General features: G+C 36.1%; 19 protein-coding genes and 3 pseudogenes. 9 read left to right on the top strand and 13 right to left on the bottom strand.

Features of this window, described 5'->3' with window-relative positions; all coding sequences use genetic code 11:
- Nucleotides 1-99: pseudogene (locus SOI81_RS11575) on the bottom strand (hypothetical protein); the annotation flags it as partial.
- A gap of 167 nt (nt 100-266) precedes the next feature.
- Here SOI81_RS11575 and SOI81_RS11570 point away from each other — a divergent pair.
- Complete coding sequence (locus tag SOI81_RS11570; RefSeq protein ID WP_320540803.1) at nt 267-1,520, top strand: mechanosensitive ion channel family protein; 1,254 nt, start codon at nt 267-269, stop codon at nt 1,518-1,520.
- Nucleotides 1,521-1,674: 154 nt separating this feature from the next.
- On the opposite strand, the gene SOI81_RS11565 is transcribed toward SOI81_RS11570, so the two are convergent.
- Entirely contained in the window at nt 1,675-2,913 is a 1,239-nt protein-coding gene (locus tag SOI81_RS11565) for an MFS transporter (RefSeq protein ID WP_320540802.1), read from the bottom strand.
- A gap of 111 nt (nt 2,914-3,024) precedes the next feature.
- Here SOI81_RS11565 and SOI81_RS11560 point away from each other — a divergent pair, with 111 nt between their 5' ends.
- The 5 genes and pseudogenes from SOI81_RS11560 to SOI81_RS11540 all read left to right on the top strand — a co-directional run bounded on the left by SOI81_RS11560 (nt 3,025) and on the right by SOI81_RS11540 (nt 6,410).
- Entirely contained in the window at nt 3,025-3,471 is a 447-nt protein-coding gene (locus SOI81_RS11560) for a helix-turn-helix domain-containing protein (RefSeq protein ID WP_320540801.1), read from the top strand.
- A gap of 86 nt (nt 3,472-3,557) precedes the next feature.
- Nucleotides 3,558-3,887 carry a hypothetical protein gene (locus SOI81_RS11555; RefSeq protein ID WP_016141624.1) on the top strand — a complete coding sequence of 110 codons (330 nt, stop codon included), beginning with the start codon at nt 3,558-3,560 and terminating at the stop codon, nt 3,885-3,887.
- Nucleotides 3,888-4,100: 213 nt separating this feature from the next.
- A pseudogene (locus SOI81_RS11550) lies at nt 4,101-4,244 on the top strand (putative peptidoglycan-binding domain-containing protein); the annotation flags it as partial.
- A 561-nt stretch (nt 4,245-4,805) separates the two neighbouring features.
- Nucleotides 4,806-5,399 carry a DUF4142 domain-containing protein gene (locus SOI81_RS11545; RefSeq protein WP_320540800.1) on the top strand — a complete coding sequence of 198 codons (594 nt, stop codon included), beginning with the start codon at nt 4,806-4,808 and terminating at the stop codon, nt 5,397-5,399.
- A gap of 381 nt (nt 5,400-5,780) precedes the next feature.
- Nucleotides 5,781-6,410: a hypothetical protein gene (locus SOI81_RS11540; RefSeq protein ID WP_320540799.1), complete on the top strand. Its 630-nt coding sequence runs from the start codon at nt 5,781-5,783 to the stop codon at nt 6,408-6,410.
- A 177-nt stretch (nt 6,411-6,587) separates the two neighbouring features.
- Here the strand turns inward: SOI81_RS11540 and SOI81_RS11535 are convergent.
- Both SOI81_RS11535 and SOI81_RS11530 read right to left on the bottom strand, forming a co-directional pair.
- Nucleotides 6,588-6,830: pseudogene (locus SOI81_RS11535) on the bottom strand (site-specific integrase); the annotation flags it as partial.
- A gap of 175 nt (nt 6,831-7,005) precedes the next feature.
- Nucleotides 7,006-7,938 carry a LysR family transcriptional regulator gene (locus SOI81_RS11530; protein WP_320540798.1) on the bottom strand — a complete coding sequence of 311 codons (933 nt, stop codon included), beginning with the start codon at nt 7,936-7,938 and terminating at the stop codon, nt 7,006-7,008.
- A 98-nt stretch (nt 7,939-8,036) separates the two neighbouring features.
- On the opposite strand from SOI81_RS11530, the gene SOI81_RS11525 reads away from it, so the two are divergent.
- The 3 genes from SOI81_RS11525 (at nt 8,037) to SOI81_RS11515 (ending at nt 9,870) form a co-directional block, all read left to right on the top strand.
- A complete protein-coding gene (locus SOI81_RS11525; protein ID WP_320540797.1) occupies nt 8,037-8,471 on the top strand; it encodes a DMT family transporter in 435 nt (144 codons plus the stop codon).
- Between the two features lie 9 nt (nt 8,472-8,480).
- The gene (locus SOI81_RS11520; RefSeq protein ID WP_262446457.1) at nt 8,481-8,939 is read left to right on the top strand and encodes a DMT family transporter; all 459 of its coding nucleotides are present in this window, start codon (nt 8,481-8,483) and stop codon (nt 8,937-8,939) included.
- A gap of 406 nt (nt 8,940-9,345) precedes the next feature.
- Nucleotides 9,346-9,870 carry a hypothetical protein gene (locus tag SOI81_RS11515; RefSeq protein ID WP_320540796.1) on the top strand — a complete coding sequence of 175 codons (525 nt, stop codon included), beginning with the start codon at nt 9,346-9,348 and terminating at the stop codon, nt 9,868-9,870.
- A gap of 45 nt (nt 9,871-9,915) precedes the next feature.
- On the opposite strand, the gene SOI81_RS11510 is transcribed toward SOI81_RS11515, so the two are convergent.
- The 9 genes from SOI81_RS11510 to SOI81_RS11470 form a co-directional block, all read right to left on the bottom strand.
- On the bottom strand, nt 9,916-10,212 hold the full coding sequence (locus SOI81_RS11510; protein ID WP_032048971.1) for a hypothetical protein: 297 nt from the start codon (nt 10,210-10,212) through the stop codon (nt 9,916-9,918).
- A 108-nt stretch (nt 10,213-10,320) separates the two neighbouring features.
- Complete coding sequence (locus SOI81_RS11505) at nt 10,321-10,464, bottom strand: hypothetical protein (protein ID WP_320540795.1); 144 nt, start codon at nt 10,462-10,464, stop codon at nt 10,321-10,323.
- Nucleotides 10,461-10,673, bottom strand: coding sequence for a hypothetical protein (locus SOI81_RS11500; protein WP_031977200.1), 213 nt, complete (start codon nt 10,671-10,673; stop codon nt 10,461-10,463). Before SOI81_RS11500 ends, SOI81_RS11505 begins: the two co-directional genes overlap by 4 nt.
- A complete protein-coding gene (locus SOI81_RS11495) occupies nt 10,661-11,305 on the bottom strand; it encodes a DUF1071 domain-containing protein (RefSeq protein ID WP_320540794.1) in 645 nt (214 codons plus the stop codon). The genes SOI81_RS11500 and SOI81_RS11495 overlap by 13 nt, the downstream gene beginning before the upstream one ends.
- 11 nt (nt 11,306-11,316) lie before the next feature.
- Nucleotides 11,317-11,646, bottom strand: a complete 330-nt coding sequence (locus SOI81_RS11490) for a hypothetical protein (protein WP_320540793.1) — start codon at nt 11,644-11,646, stop codon at nt 11,317-11,319.
- A gap of 2 nt (nt 11,647-11,648) precedes the next feature.
- The gene (locus SOI81_RS11485) at nt 11,649-11,837 is read right to left on the bottom strand and encodes a hypothetical protein (protein ID WP_320540792.1); all 189 of its coding nucleotides are present in this window, start codon (nt 11,835-11,837) and stop codon (nt 11,649-11,651) included.
- Between the two features lie 206 nt (nt 11,838-12,043).
- Complete coding sequence (locus SOI81_RS11480; protein ID WP_320540791.1) at nt 12,044-12,877, bottom strand: hypothetical protein; 834 nt, start codon at nt 12,875-12,877, stop codon at nt 12,044-12,046.
- Nucleotide 12,878: 1 nt separating this feature from the next.
- Nucleotides 12,879-13,697 (bottom strand): HipA family kinase, encoded by an 819-nt coding sequence (locus SOI81_RS11475; RefSeq protein WP_320540790.1) that lies wholly within the window; start codon nt 13,695-13,697, stop codon nt 12,879-12,881.
- A 48-nt stretch (nt 13,698-13,745) separates the two neighbouring features.
- The gene (locus SOI81_RS11470) at nt 13,746-14,432 is read right to left on the bottom strand and encodes a LexA family protein (RefSeq protein WP_320540789.1); all 687 of its coding nucleotides are present in this window, start codon (nt 14,430-14,432) and stop codon (nt 13,746-13,748) included.
- Nucleotides 14,433-14,466 lie beyond the last annotated feature (34 nt).

The raw sequence follows: 14,466 nt of genomic DNA, 5'->3' as shown, positions 1-14,466 counted from the left end.
TTAAAGCATGACCTCGCCCAATATCAAAATATTCTTTAAATTTTTAGGGTCATATTTAATATTGATGATGCTACCGACTTTATATTTTAGGTTGGATCTACTTTATATAATCGGACTGAACCATAAACTTAAGAAGCTTTAAAATTAAATTTAAGCAGGGTATATAACTTAGTTGTTGTATTTATGACTACATATGTAAACAAACCTTATGATCAAATGCCTTAGCCCTTAAAATTAGTGAAAATAAAGTGTTAAGGTGTATAGGTTTGGATTTTTTAAATTTTTTTCGTGATATTCGGGGTGAGTTAAGCCAATATCCTTGGCTAGAGATGTTTGTTTCACTCACTATTTTGATTTTATTTGCAGCGATCGCAAATTTTATTGCCAAACGCATTATTGTTCGGGGCGTTCGTCATTTAGTTACAAAGCTCAAATCACCAAATCAGTCTATTTTTGCTCAGCATAGCGTTATACAGAAATTTGCAAATATTGTTCCTGCTGTTGTGATTATGAATGGTATTGCAACAGTGCCTCATCTATCTCCAAAGTTTATTACTTTTGTAGAGATGGCTGCACAAGCCTTTATTTTCTTAACTTTGGCGCTTACGGTCAGTGAAATATTAAATATCTTTAACCTTATTTATCAACGTAACCCAAAATCTAGAAATAAGCCAATTAAGGGTTATTTACAGCTGGTTAAACTCATTTTATTTGTGGTTTGTGGTCTCATGATTTTGGGAACATTCCTTAAAAAGGATGTGTTCACTTTACTTGCAGGCTTCGGGGCGATGGCAGCAGTATTAATGCTGGTTTTCCAAAACACTATTTTGTCATTAGTCGCGAGTGTCCAAATCGCTTCTTATGACATGGTGCGTATTGGCGACTGGATTGAAATGCCATCTCTAAATGCTGATGGTGATGTGATTGATATTTCATTGCATACAGTGACTGTTCAAAATTTTGATAAAACCTATACCACTATTCCAACCAATAAACTCGTTACCGATACTTTTAAAAACTGGCGAGGCATGAGCAATTCGGGTTGTCGCCGTATGAAGCGTTCACTCTTTCTTGATCAAAGCAGTGTACATTTCATGACTGATGACGAGCAGCAAAAATTAAAAGAGTTTTTATTATTAGACCAATATCTTGATGCGAAACAATCTGAAATTGAAGAGTTTAATAAGCAATTAAGCAATCAATCTCGTTATAACAAGCGCCGTTTAACTAACATTGGTACATTTAGAGCCTATGTTGAATTTTACTTGCGCCAGCACAAGGGCATTGCTCAAAAACAAACTATTATGGTTCGCCAGTTACAACCGACCAGCCAAGGTTTACCTTTAGAAGTCTATGCATTTACCAATACCATTGCATGGGTTTCTTATGAAGCAATTCAGTCAGATATTTTTGATCACTTAATTGCGATTCTTCCTGAATTTGGTTTACGCGTTTACCAAGCGCCTTCGGGTCATGATTTGCAAAGATTAACGACAGAAATGAGCCCAACTGAAGTTTAACTGCCATATTAAATGTAAAAGTTGTTTCACTAAAAGCTCTCACTTTGAGGGCTTTTTTAATTTTTGTATTGGTCTTGAACCTCCTCAATTTTAATGCATGTGTTAGAACTTAAAGAATCTTTGCCAGATCCACTCTTTTTCTATTTATATATTTTTATTGTTTAGCTCTATCGTGAGGCACAATACGTCGTGTCATCCACCAAAAGACTAGCGCTAACAAACTAACACTTGCACCTAAGGCACATACGCCAAACCATCCAGCATAGGCATAAGTCACTGTGGTACTGATTGCACCCAAACCACTACCGACTGCATAAAACAGCATATATAGCCCGACAAGCCGGCTATGCGCTTCTGGACGAGTACGAAAAATCATACTCTGGTTAGTCACGTGCAAAGCCTGTCCACCTAAGTCTAGCAATACGATGCCTATTACTAGTGCCCAAAGCGAGTAATCCATAAGTGAAAGTGGGCCCCAAGCGAGCAGTAATATTACGAGTGCTGCCACGCTTGTATGCTGAGCATATCCACGGTCGGCCCAGTAACCCGCACGTGCGGCAGCCAACGCGCCGACCGCCCCTACGAGTCCAAAAGACCCAATTACCGTATGCGAGAAGTTATATGGTGGCGCACTCAACGGTAATACCAACGCACTCCAAAAAATATTGAATGCCGCGAACATGAGTAATGCTAAAACACCGCGCACTTGTAGCACTTTTTCTTGGCGCAGCAGGTTTAACATGGATGCTAAAAGCTGCGGGTAGCGCATGCTAACAGGCTGAACATTTAAATGAGGCAAACGTTTCCAAAGGGGTAATGCAATCATGAGCATGATAATGGCGGCGCAAAAGTACACGCCGCGCCAACCCACCACATCACTAATTCCACCTGAAAATACACGGGCAAGCAGTAAGCCAATGAACACACCACTTTGTGCAGTACCGACTACATGTCCTTGTTCATGTGGGGCAGCAGCACTTGCAGCATAGGCAATAAGCCCTTGTGTCATGGCTGTGCCGAGTAAACCTACAGCAAGCATGCCTGCCAAAAGAACAATTGTAGAATGAGCAAAGGCAACTATTAACAATGCAGATATTAAAGCCAATAACTGCATAGCCATTAATCGCCGCCGATTTACAAGATCACCCAATGGCACTAAAAACACCAAAGCTAGGGCGCACCCTATTTGAGTGGCTGTAACTACACCGCCAATGGCGGCATGACTGACATTAAAGTCTCTAGCCAATATGTCGAGCAAAGGCTGTGCATAATAGACATTTGCTACGCTTGCACCACTTGCAATAGCAAACAGCGAAATTACCCCGCGAGGCATGCTTGAACGCAGTTTATTGTTGTCTACCGAAGATGTTGGAGATGCAAGAGAAGCTTTCATGACCCTAAATCCATTCAATCTAGTTTTAAAATGCAACTAGTTGAATATTAGACCTGCTAGTTTTAAAATGCAACTAGATAACTTATTTCGGATAATTTATAGGGAAATCTGATGGCCAACTCAACATTGTTAAAAGACGAGCCTTGTCCTGTTGCACGCTGCGTCAATCTCATTGGAGATCGGTGGTCACTGCTTATTGTGCGGGATGCTTTTGATGGAATGCGCCGTTTTGGAGATTTTCAGCGCAGCTTGGGCGTTGCGCGAAATATACTTTCTGACCGGCTGAAAAAGTTGGTGGATGCAGGTGTTCTCGAAATGCAAGATGCTTCCGATGGTACGGCTTATCAGGAATATGTGCTAACCCCTAAAGGGGAGAGTTTATTTCCTGTGATTGTTGCTCTACGTCAATGGGGAGAGCACAACCTATTTGAAAGTGGAGAGCGCCATTCTCTATTAGTTGATAAAAATACAGGTCAGCAAATTCCATTTATGGCACCCGTCTCAGCAGATGGAGAAGTGCTAAAAGCCTCTGATACTCAAGTGCAAAAGGTGAAATAAAATAAGTGAATAGAAAAATTAACCTTTTTTAACTTAAATTTAGGCTGATTAGTTGATAACCTTGCGCGTCAAATTAAGGTGAGATTATGAGATTTATATTCCTCTTTATAAGCGCAATTTCAATTCAATGTTATGCAGCATCCGAAGCTATGGAGCTTCATTACTGTGAAACTGTGAAAAAAGCAGCGAGTGGCGTGATGGATGCGAGACAACATGAAGTGCCAGCTAAAGAGTTACATGACATCGCCAATCATCTTGAAGAGCAACAAGCCAAAAAACTTTATCAAGAGCTTATCAAATCTGCATATTCTTCAAAGCTATTTGAAGACCCTCTTATCAAATCAAAAGCTGTCGAGAACTTCCAAACTACATGGCATGAACAATGTTTGGCAAAAGAATTAGCTAAAAATATTTGAGTGTTAGGGGGAAATGGCTAGCTTAGGTTGGAAGATAGCACTTTATTTCTTGCTTACCTCTTAGTTATAAAAAGCCCTTGGAATTTCAGAGGGCTTTTTGTTGTGTATAAGTTAAGATCAAATTATTTAACTATGTAAGATTAAGAAATTGGCAAGTTCATACTCTTCTGCATTTAAAAGTGTTGATTCGAGGTTAATTTCTTCTCGTTAACACTGGCTAAGCGCGGTAAAGAAGGAGAGAAGGTTTTAGTTCGAGTTCTTAATATCATGCAAGGCCAACGTTACATCGAAATTTGTGAGCGAAATCCCACGCAGGAACAATTCTTTTATGGCTGGATTGCTAACTGGATCGGCTAACATGAAAGTCTTCAATTGCAAGCGAACTAGATTGGCTTCATTGATTACAGTTCTGTGTATCCTGTTTTTAGGTTGCACAGCTCATACGATATCTACAAAAGTGCATGTCACTGTTTGTGTGCAGTGTGTGAATTAAAGTCTTTAGGAGAACGCTTTTTTATAGATGGGCGAATAAGTTAAATTGGCTTAAATTTTCTTTAAATATATTTAATTCTAGCTTTAGTATCTATAAGTTAATATAACGAGCTTTATTGTTATTTTCGTAAAAATAAAAAATAAAAATTGTTTTTAAGTTAATGTTTTTTAAAATTATATATATTTTATATTTACATTAATAAGATTGGATACAGATGTATGATTCATTATTAAATTTATATCATCTACTTTAAATAAGCTATTAACCCTTTGCGAAGAATATTCAACGAGCGGTATAAATATGGTTGATTGAAATAAAGAATAAATAACCCCAATCTTGAATTTACAAGTAGGGATATAGATTGGAAATGTGAAAAAGTTACCCATAAGTGGAAATACTCATGAATTAAGTTAAAGGATATTGGTATGAAAGCTATTTTAACGAAGAAACTTATTAGCTGTATCGCAATTAGTGGTGTTTTAAGCTTCAGTGCATTTGAGATTATGGCAGCGAATCAACAAACTATAAATGATGGGAAGAATCACTCTAAAATATTAAATGAAAAACATGAAAATTTGACTGATAGTCAAATTTTGAAGATATTAAGTACAGCTAATAATGGTGAAATTAAGCAGGCAAAAACTGCGTTGCCAAAACTAAAAATGGATGAAGCTAAGAAATATGCTGAAATGATGATTAAAGAACATTCAGCCAATGAAAAAAATGCACAAGCGTTGGCAAGTCGATTACAGTTGATTTCACAAACCAGTAATCTTAGTAAATCATTGCAAAATGATAGTGATAAAATTGTTAGTAAGCTTAATCAAATAACATCAGATACTGATAAAAATTATATGATGAGTCAAGTTAAAGTTCACCGTAAAGTTTTGATGATAATTGATAAGCAGTTAATACCAAACACGAAAAGTTCTGAATTAAAAAATATGCTCGTACAAACACGTGATGCTGTTGCGAAACACCTAAAAGCAGCTGAAGATATATTTAAAAATATGAAATAATATGTAATTATTATCTTTTAAAAATACTTTTAAAAAGCCTAGTATTAATTAACTAGGCTTTTTTAAATTGCATATACATAAAATCATAATTTCCTGTAAGGCTGTTTAAAACTAGAGTGTTATAGGTAATGTTTAATCTAGCGAAATATAATGATTATGGGATAAAGGATGATATAATTGTGAAGATTATTTGAATAAGAATTTTTATTGATGAGAAATAATTTCTTTAATTAATAACATCTCCTTACTTAATAGAGATATTTGTGAAACATAACTAATCTAAAGGTGGATTATAATAATTGTCAAGCGTATTTCAAAAGTTCTTTTAATATTCTAGCTCTTTTGAAAGACACTAGATTTTAAAATATAGGGAGTAAGAAAATGGTAAATACAAAACAATCAAATTCAGATGGTAATTATACGACTCAAAAAGAGCCATCTTCTAATGGTAATGTATCAAATAGCAAACCATTACAAGACATTTCATCCACAATTGATAATGCTCGTCCAGATTTAAACTCTCCACCGACTAATAACAATCATGTACCCGATATGAATGAAGGGGGAGAGAATTTGGTTGCTACAGGTGCAGGAACCTTGGGAGGAGCGGCGGTAGGTGCTGCATTTGGTGTTGTTGGCGGCCCTCCAGGTGCTGTTGTTGGGGGGATTATTGGTGGTGTGGTAGGGGCAATAGCAGGTAATGATATAGCTCAAACAAATAGCCAAAAAGATGATAGTAATGACTGGCAAGAAGAAGATAATTATTGGCGAGAAAACTATAAAAAAATGCCATATTATACTGAAAACAAGAATTTAGAATATGATCGTGATTATCGGGCTGCTTATCGTTTAGGTTATGAAAATCGTGTACATAATAATGCAGAAATTAATTTTTCCGAGGTTGAATCTAAATTGAAAACTAAATGGGATCAAGTTAAAGGCAGTTCACGTTTACAGTGGGAGGAAGCTAAATTTGCTGTAGAAGATGGATTGAAAAAAATTCATCCTTAATTCATTTAATACTTAGAAAGTCTCCTCAATGGGGGGAGACTTTGCGATAATATACTTTTAAGCTAATCTTTAATTTTAAGCCAATTTTTAATTTCAATATCAATAAAAACTTAATGATAGGTTTAATCATAAAATATTAATTATATTTTCATTATTCTTTAGGCATTTAAGTATTTAAACAATTAAGCGGGCACTCTTCATTTTTCTGCCTTCTTCTTGATAGTACTGTTCAAAAAGGGCATAGAAGGAGATATGGTTTTTTTCAGACCCAGGGTTAGCCTGTTGAGATTGTAATTCTAATAATTTTTTTGCGGCCCATTGTTCACACTCACTCGCAGTATCTGGAGTAGCTGTATAACGTTTACCTAAATAACAGACAGTGATGCGCCACGCGTCTCCGCGCTTAACCGGCTTTTGCATAATAACACTCCAAATTTCATGGTACTGCAATGGAAATATAAAGCGTTTTTTAATACGAATTTTGAATTGACCTATAGACAATAAATAAACCACCTAATCCTTTCGAATTAAGTGGTCTTTGAATTTTGGAGCGGGAAAGGAGATGAGAGCTTACTACTGTCACTTTCCTTCAATATTATTCTTGCCAATATGGTGGTGAACCATAAACTTCTGCAAAATAGTCAATAATTACTCTAATATTTAATGGCGGATGGCGAACATTGGGATAAATGGCTGCAATATGTTGTGGCTGAGGTTTAATAGAAGTCTCATATGCAGGTAATAGTTTTATTAATTCGCCATTTTTAAGTGCTTCACCAATTAACCAATCTGGAAATAAAACAATACCCATTCCATTGAGTGCCGCTGTCATTAAACTTTCAGCATTATTTGAAGAGAGCAGCGGATTAATCGGGTAGTGTATCCATTCCCCATTGGTTTCTTTTACTAACCAGCGGTTAGGGCCTTCAAAACCTTTATAAACTAGGCATTTGTGGTCATGTAATTCTTTAGGATCTTTGAGTGTCCCGTATTTAGATAAATATTTGGGTGAGGCAGCTAAATGATATTTCTGTGTTCCAAAAATACGTGCGTGAAAAGAAGAGTCTGTTAAGGTTCCAATACGAAATATTAAGTCAGTGCTTTCACGTAAAGGATCTATAAACTCATCAGTTTGAATTAATTCTATTTGAAGTTTTGGGTAAAGCTCCGATAGTCCAGTCAGCCACGGGGCAATATGACGTTGACCAAAAAAGACAGGCGCATTAATTCTAACTAAGCCTGATGGTTCAATGGTTTTATCTTGCAAAGCCTTTTGTGCTTCATCAAATTGTTCAGTAATTTTTTTGGCATATTCAAAAAACAATTTACCTGATTCTGTAGGGGTAATTGCCCGAGTATTCCGATAAAAAAGCTGCTGGCCTAACGCATCTTCTAATTGTTGTATTGTGCGAGAAATCATTGAGGCAGATACATCTTCTTTACGAGCCACAATAGAAAAGTTTTGAGCGTTATACACACTTATAAAAAAGCGAAGAGTACGAATATCTATCGAATTTGCTAAATTCATCTGTGCAATTTCTGCAAAAGTGATTCATGAATTATGCTGTTTTTTCGTTGAATTAACTACTCTAGTATTCGTTGCCTAGATAAGTTGAGGCAATGTAGATGCAAATTATATTACTACTCCTAACAATTTTAGGCGGAATGGGGTTGTCCGTTGAAGCTGGGCTTTTAGGTCCATTGGGAAAGGAAGTGGGTGAGTTGTGGGCAACTTTCAGTATTTTTGGAGTAGGGGCAGCCCTTACTTTTTTATTGATGTTATTTTTTAGTCCACGCAATAGCCCCTCATTTTTTAGTCTTCCATCATGGCAATTATTAGGCGGGGTATTAGGTCCTATCTATGTGATTATTCTTACTATTACGACACCTATTATCGGGATCGCCATGACAATGATTGGTATTTTGGCGGGGCAAGTTTTTAAGAGTCTCATTATTGACCATTATGGCCTGCTGGGTACGCCGCATAGAAAAGTTGATCGCAAGCGCGTTATTGCTCTTGTCTTTATTGTGATAGCACTTTCACTTGTAGCGACTGCATAAGAGGGTAACATGACTATTTTAATGATTTTATTAGCTGTAATTGGTGGTGCTTTACTGAGTGTTCAAGCTGCAATTAATGGTCAACTTGGAAGTAAAGTTGGTGTATTTAAGAGCGCATTTCTAACTTTCTCTGTAGGTGCTTTAATTACAGCATTACTTATTTTTTATTTTGAACCGAAGCAAAGCTTAACTTTATTAGACGTACCCAAATGGCAATTATTAGGTGCAATGTGTGGTGTGCCATATATTGTAATTATGGTTTTAGCCGTACAAAGAATTGGAGCAGCAGTTGCAACAGTTGCAGTTATTTTTGGTCAGCTCTTAATGAGCATACTGATTGATAACTTTGGCTGGTTTGGTAATGAAGTCCTACCTTTTTCAATTTATCGATTAGCAGCGCTCATCTGTTTAGGCATCGCGCTATATTTTATTTATTCGAGTAGTAAAACAAATCAGGTAGAAGCTTGAACGGGGTGTAAAAGCCCTTTATTAATTGTTACGTCTCGACGATTGTTATTATCTTTGAATATTAATTAAGTGTCAGACAATAAAAAAACCACCTAATTCTTTCGAATTAAGTGGTTTTTGAATTTTGGAGCGGGAAACGAGACTCGAACTCGCGACCCCAACCTTGGCAAGGTTGTAATAAATATTAAATAACAATGAGTTATATTTTAATGGAGCCGAAGTGGTGTCGAATAATTTTTTACAATTTTTTAGATGTCATCTGTACTTTTATTATAGACAGAATCAAACATGAAATAAAAATTTTTTGGTGAAGTAGCATTAGACTCCTTTCATGGTTTAAGTTATTAGAACTTTTCTATTTTAAGAAGTTTGTAAAATTTTACTGATATATTAGGTTTTTAAAATTATGTGTTATTTAAAAAATTTCTGGTCATGGATGGGTGTTAATTCTGGACAAATCCAAATATTGATTGCCATTATAGCTTTGCTTTTAGCTATTATTCCTATCCGCCATGCATATCAACAATTTAAGTTAAGTAATATTCAAAGAGCATTCGAGTTAAAGATTAATTTATTTAGTTTATTGACTGAAAATATTCAATTGATTAATCAATCATATGAAAAATTCAGTGAAATAATAAAAGAATATACAATTATTGTAGCCGAATTAAGAAGAAGAAATGATCCAGAACTTAAAAGACATGATGCTCTTCTGGAAAGATTAATCAAAATACATTCTAATATTGAAAATAATGCAACTAATTTGGCTTCTACAGCTCAATTGTTTAAAAGTAAAGTGATTGATATGGATAGGTTGGAAAATAATCTTGAAATTGTTTCTGGGATTATGGTAGATGCTGCCGGTTCCATAAATCAAGCGATGGGCATTGCAACAGAGATAGAGAATTTAAAAAGAGAAAAAGGAATTTAATCTGAGAGTGATTGCATTTATGAATAAAAGCGCTGAAAAGCGCTTTTAATTCTTTCTTCTCGACTGCCGTTGCTGCCTTTGAATATTCAAATTTTCAAGGATAGGAATAACTTCATTCGGATCGTAAAGATGTTTGCCATCAGTTCCTTTATTGAATGGACGAAGCTCATCAATAATCAATTTACGAGATAGGCTATAACGCTCCATTAACCATGCTGCAGTAACACGGTTAGGTATTTCCTCAGCTTTCATTTCAATGACTTTTCCAACATTGGGAATAATTTCATGAATAAATACCTGAGGTGGTTTTTCTGCTTCAACAACGACTATATATTTTCCCATACCTTTACCTATCTAATTACCCCTAAATACTGCAATGTTCTCAAGAGTGACCGCAGAGGGTCAGCTATACAGTCACTCATGTAGAACATTGCAGCTCTAAAATTGCTTTTACTTTCTCCAAGTCGTTTCTTTAAATTTCGCCTCATCAACCAAGTTGTCGATTTGAGACGGGTTTACATTGTCGTAGTAATGATTTATTAGGTTGCCGAACACAATCAGGGTTCGGGCTGAGGATGAGTGACGGAAGCTCATATACATTCCTCCATAGCTTCAAAAGCCTGTTTACGGGCTGAAGCCTGATTCTTTAGTAAAGAGATATGAGCATCTTTAATCAGCTCATTACTCTGCATGACACGTTGTTTAGCGTGGAGGGCAGAGGTCGCTTCAATACGACCTCTTAGAGTGCCGTTGCCATGTAGTTTGGCAACATACCTAAAGATATAGGTACTTAAGCGCTCCATCCCTCCATGTCCTTTTTTGCCTTACATGCCTTCACAATCTGGCTTTCAAAGCTGGTGCCTTTGAAGCGTTTATAGATTGTGGCCAGATCTGCCTCGTTTTGTGTATGTTGAATCGCTTGCAGTGCTTGCTGGAAATCAGCCGTAAGTTGTTGGGCTGCATTTGGCTGCTGCTGGTTTTGTGGTGTTTGTTGATGTAGAGGTTGTGCTGCTGTTTGTTGAGTCTTTTCTTCCTCAGGTAAGTCTTCACCAGCATAGATGTATAAACCCAAACCGTGTACGGCAATTCCTTTAACCAGACAACGCATCATGGCCTTGTTGATATCAAATGCATTCGGTTTAAGAATTGCTTTATTCCGATGATCCATTACAGGTAAGAACATGTACATGGTTTTACCGAATACGGTGACATCACAATGAACCATCATAGATCCATCTGGGAAATACATTGGATCACGAAAAGCCCAGTTCGCTTGTGGATCTATGCGCATGAGTTTGTCCACGGCCCACGCCCAAGACAGATATGACATGTTGTTTTTCTTTTCGATATGTCCAGACACGCTAATCGCTGCTAACTGTTCAAAGTGGTTAGTACTTTCATTGTTTAAAACTGCTGGATTAATTGCTGCATTCATTTTTCTTATCCTTATCTTGAACCCGTAAAGCCGCGCTTTTTCTTATAAGCTTTGCGGTCATTTGATGGAATGTGTGAGCCAGCTAAATCCTTAGCAAGTTGCTTCGAGCGTTGGAAGCTAATCTCATTCATTAAGGCTGCATAAACCTTAGGGCGCTTCTCCTTAAACTCTTCAACATTTAAAGGAGTCTTTACTTCACCTTTAACGGTGTACAGCACACTGCCATTTGCGTTAGCTGCATATACAGTCCAGCCGATACGTACAGAGTAGAGACCAGTTAAGCGGTCATGGCCCATATAGGCTTTAACACCATCTGGATGTGGTTTGAATTGAGCATTCATGATTAGCCTCCCATCATCCAAGTTGCTGCAGTTACAGCAATCACCCAAAGGATGAATGAGAGGGCAATAAACTTAATGAAGTCGATAACATTCGCTTTAATGGTGGCGAAACGAGAAGAGCGCTGTTCTTCAACAGTTGGGTGTTGATATAAGCGTGATGTGGTTTGACTAGGAATAGGGTTTTGTTTCATACTTACCTCGCAGTTTTGCAAAGCCCCGTCTCCGTCCAAAGTTTCGGGGCTTTTTGTTGTCTATGCTTATTATGTTCAACTAATTGAACGAATATGTCAACAATTTGTTCAATTTATTAAATAATAAAAATTCAATTTAATGAACAAGAATTTATTAAGATAAAAAAAACCCACCTAAGGTGGGTTGATTAACTAATTTAAAAACTCTAACTTGCTTTAAGCATTTCGAAAATTCTTGTTGCACCTTCTTTTTCAGAACTACATGTATATATTTGAATGTGAGATTTTGATGCAACTTCTTCTTTTAAAAGCTCAATGTTTTCTCTCATTCGAGATAGTGTTTTTAATGAGACCTGAAGGTTTTCATCTGTTGGCATTTGTATAATCAAATCATAATTGCTGGAAATATTATGAGAATCAAATATTTGTAAATCCATCAAATTTGACTTCATTCTAGTAATTGTTTGAGATGTACATACATTAAATTTTGCAGAGTACCGCGCAGTATGAAATCCACAAGGAATTTTTACATCTTTACCTATAGGGATTTTTATGTCAAAAGCATGTTCATACGATGGATCAATTTCTAATACCGCATTTTTAATGCGCTTTGACCAGCGGCTATCAACTTGTTCATTTTCAATCGGGCTATCTTCTTGCTCAAACAAACCCTTTAAAGCTACTGAACCTAAGCTAGCCGTTTTATAGAGTGCTTGGCGAACTATCCCGTAAATATTTTCTGATTGTGAAGCATGCCAATCACCAATGATTACGCCATCAAGGGTTGATTCACCATTATTCTTTAAAATATTTGCTTTTATTAATTTGATGTAACCATTAAATGAAGATGCTTTTGTTCCATATAAGCTATCAATAACTGTAGGATGTAACGCATCAAAAATTTCAATTTTTCCATTCAAATCTTTGATTGTTACCAAAATAGCAATACGTTCACCACTATTTGGAATAGGTTCAAAATATACAGTTCTCCATTCAGCAAAAAAACTTGGTGCAGAAGGGAATGAAATTTTATCAAACATCTTAACCTCCTATTAAATCCAATTGCTGAGGGTGTTGTGGTGGCGTTATAGCATTTTCAATTAATACTGCCAATAGACTATGTCTAGCAGTTAAAAAGCCATTCACTCTTTCAATAATTGCATTATATTCATTAAGTATTATGTTTTCTTTGGCTTTTTGAGTAAGTGAGTCGCAATTTGTCGCAGACATTTCATCAATAATCAACTTCTTAATTTTTGACATTAATTTGTGAATGTATACTTCATTCTCACCTTTATAGTGCTGCACAATATCTGAAATATTACCAACTTTAGTCATCTCATTGATTGGCAATCTTGGATCTTGTGAAATAGAAAAAGCTTTCTCGTGATCAATAAATCTAAATGAGTCACCATCATAAAGAATATTTGTATTATTTCTATCTGGATTGGCAATTAGTTCATCAAACGCTACTATTGAAGGTAATCCAGAGTAATCAAGTAAACACTCTTCGCTAAGCTCATGATCCATTAAGAATCTTTCAAAAGAAGGCATGTCATACATTTGGGAACCAAATAGAAATGTTGGTTTATCAACTGCAATTTGTGGATGACCCGGCTCAACCAATACAAGAATAGGCTTTGGGATAGGAATATTGAGCATTAACCCTAATAACGAGCTAATTATTTCAATACATAAACCATCCGCTTGTCTGCATTTTTTAATGTAGGCAGGAAATTCCCCCTGATTTGTTGAAACAAATCCCGTCCATAACGGGTTTGAACCTTTATTGCTAATTTGTAGATCAATCAAAGCTCTACCATATAACAAGTTTTCATTTATAAATTCTTCTATTATCATGAATAATCCATTTAAATATTTATAAAACAAAAATATTGGTCTTAAAAATTAATACTTAAATTCTCTGTTGTGTCTAACAACCACACCTATAATTGATATTTCAATTTGAGTAGAGTTGTAAGTTGGGTAGTCAGGATTTAAAGGAACAAGTTCAATAATATCAACACCAAACTCATTAACACCAACTACGCGATACTTTTTAAATGTGGTTCGCGCTATACCATGTTGAACCTCTTGAGCGATCACAAATGATCCAGGTTTAGCCTCTAAACATGCATCAATTACAATCTCGTCACCTGGCATAAAATCAGGAGCCATACTCAAGCCTTCAACTTTTAGAGCAAAAATGCATTCTGGCTTATAGTTTTCATAAGTAGTCCAAGTAGTATCTATTGGATTAATACCATCATAGCCAACCTCGTGAAATAACCCTGCTTGAACATAATCAAAAATAGGAATACTTCTTAATTCTTTCTCGATTTTTCTAACATTACTTGAATCAGTAATATTTTTATTAGGGTGGGTGGAAGTTACTTTGCCTGTTAAAAGCCATGTACTACTTGTATTTAAACAATCTGCCAATGATTCAATATGTTTTGCACTAGGACTATTGCTTCCATTTACCCAACCAGAAACGGTACCTCTAGCCGCATGGGTTGCGCGCATTATATCGGCTTGAGAAAGACCTAATTCTTTCATGCGCATTTGAATCCTATCAGAAACAGATTGTGCCATGGCCAAATCCCTAGTTAGTAATGTTCAAAATTAT

Origin of the sequence: Acinetobacter pittii, assembly GCF_034067285.1 — a bacterium.
GTDB classification, from domain to species: Bacteria; Pseudomonadota; Gammaproteobacteria; order Pseudomonadales; family Moraxellaceae; genus Acinetobacter; species Acinetobacter pittii_E.
The sequence above is the reverse complement of the archived record's forward strand: the minus strand, read 5'-3'. Positions and strand labels throughout refer to the sequence as shown.

Excerpts from the sequence above, each read along its gene's own strand:
- SOI81_RS11495 (WP_320540794.1), bottom strand. The coding sequence starts at position 11,305 with ATGAATGCAGCAATTAATCCAGCAGTTTTAAACAATGAAAGTACTAAC.
- SOI81_RS11565 (WP_320540802.1), bottom strand. The coding sequence starts at position 2,913 with ATGAAAGCTTCTCTTGCATCTCCAACATCTTCGGTAGACAACAATAAA.
- SOI81_RS11475 (WP_320540790.1), bottom strand. The coding sequence starts at position 13,697 with ATGATAATAGAAGAATTTATAAATGAAAACTTGTTATATGGTAGAGCT.
- SOI81_RS11505 (WP_320540795.1), bottom strand. The coding sequence starts at position 10,464 with ATGAGCTTCCGTCACTCATCCTCAGCCCGAACCCTGATTGTGTTCGGC.
- SOI81_RS11515 (WP_320540796.1), top strand. The coding sequence starts at position 9,346 with ATGTGTTATTTAAAAAATTTCTGGTCATGGATGGGTGTTAATTCTGGA.
- SOI81_RS11510 (WP_032048971.1), bottom strand. The coding sequence starts at position 10,212 with ATGGGAAAATATATAGTCGTTGTTGAAGCAGAAAAACCACCTCAGGTA.
- SOI81_RS11480 (WP_320540791.1), bottom strand. The coding sequence starts at position 12,877 with ATGTTTGATAAAATTTCATTCCCTTCTGCACCAAGTTTTTTTGCTGAA.
- SOI81_RS11520 (WP_262446457.1), top strand. The coding sequence starts at position 8,481 with ATGACTATTTTAATGATTTTATTAGCTGTAATTGGTGGTGCTTTACTG.
- SOI81_RS11555 (WP_016141624.1), top strand. The coding sequence starts at position 3,558 with ATGAGATTTATATTCCTCTTTATAAGCGCAATTTCAATTCAATGTTAT.
- SOI81_RS11525 (WP_320540797.1), top strand. The coding sequence starts at position 8,037 with ATGCAAATTATATTACTACTCCTAACAATTTTAGGCGGAATGGGGTTG.
- SOI81_RS11470 (WP_320540789.1), bottom strand. The coding sequence starts at position 14,432 with ATGGCACAATCTGTTTCTGATAGGATTCAAATGCGCATGAAAGAATTA.
- SOI81_RS11500 (WP_031977200.1), bottom strand. The coding sequence starts at position 10,673 with ATGGAGCGCTTAAGTACCTATATCTTTAGGTATGTTGCCAAACTACAT.
- SOI81_RS11560 (WP_320540801.1), top strand. The coding sequence starts at position 3,025 with ATGGCCAACTCAACATTGTTAAAAGACGAGCCTTGTCCTGTTGCACGC.
- SOI81_RS11540 (WP_320540799.1), top strand. The coding sequence starts at position 5,781 with ATGGTAAATACAAAACAATCAAATTCAGATGGTAATTATACGACTCAA.
- SOI81_RS11530 (WP_320540798.1), bottom strand. The coding sequence starts at position 7,938 with ATGAATTTAGCAAATTCGATAGATATTCGTACTCTTCGCTTTTTTATA.
- SOI81_RS11545 (WP_320540800.1), top strand. The coding sequence starts at position 4,806 with ATGAAAGCTATTTTAACGAAGAAACTTATTAGCTGTATCGCAATTAGT.
- SOI81_RS11485 (WP_320540792.1), bottom strand. The coding sequence starts at position 11,837 with ATGAAACAAAACCCTATTCCTAGTCAAACCACATCACGCTTATATCAA.
- SOI81_RS11490 (WP_320540793.1), bottom strand. The coding sequence starts at position 11,646 with ATGAATGCTCAATTCAAACCACATCCAGATGGTGTTAAAGCCTATATG.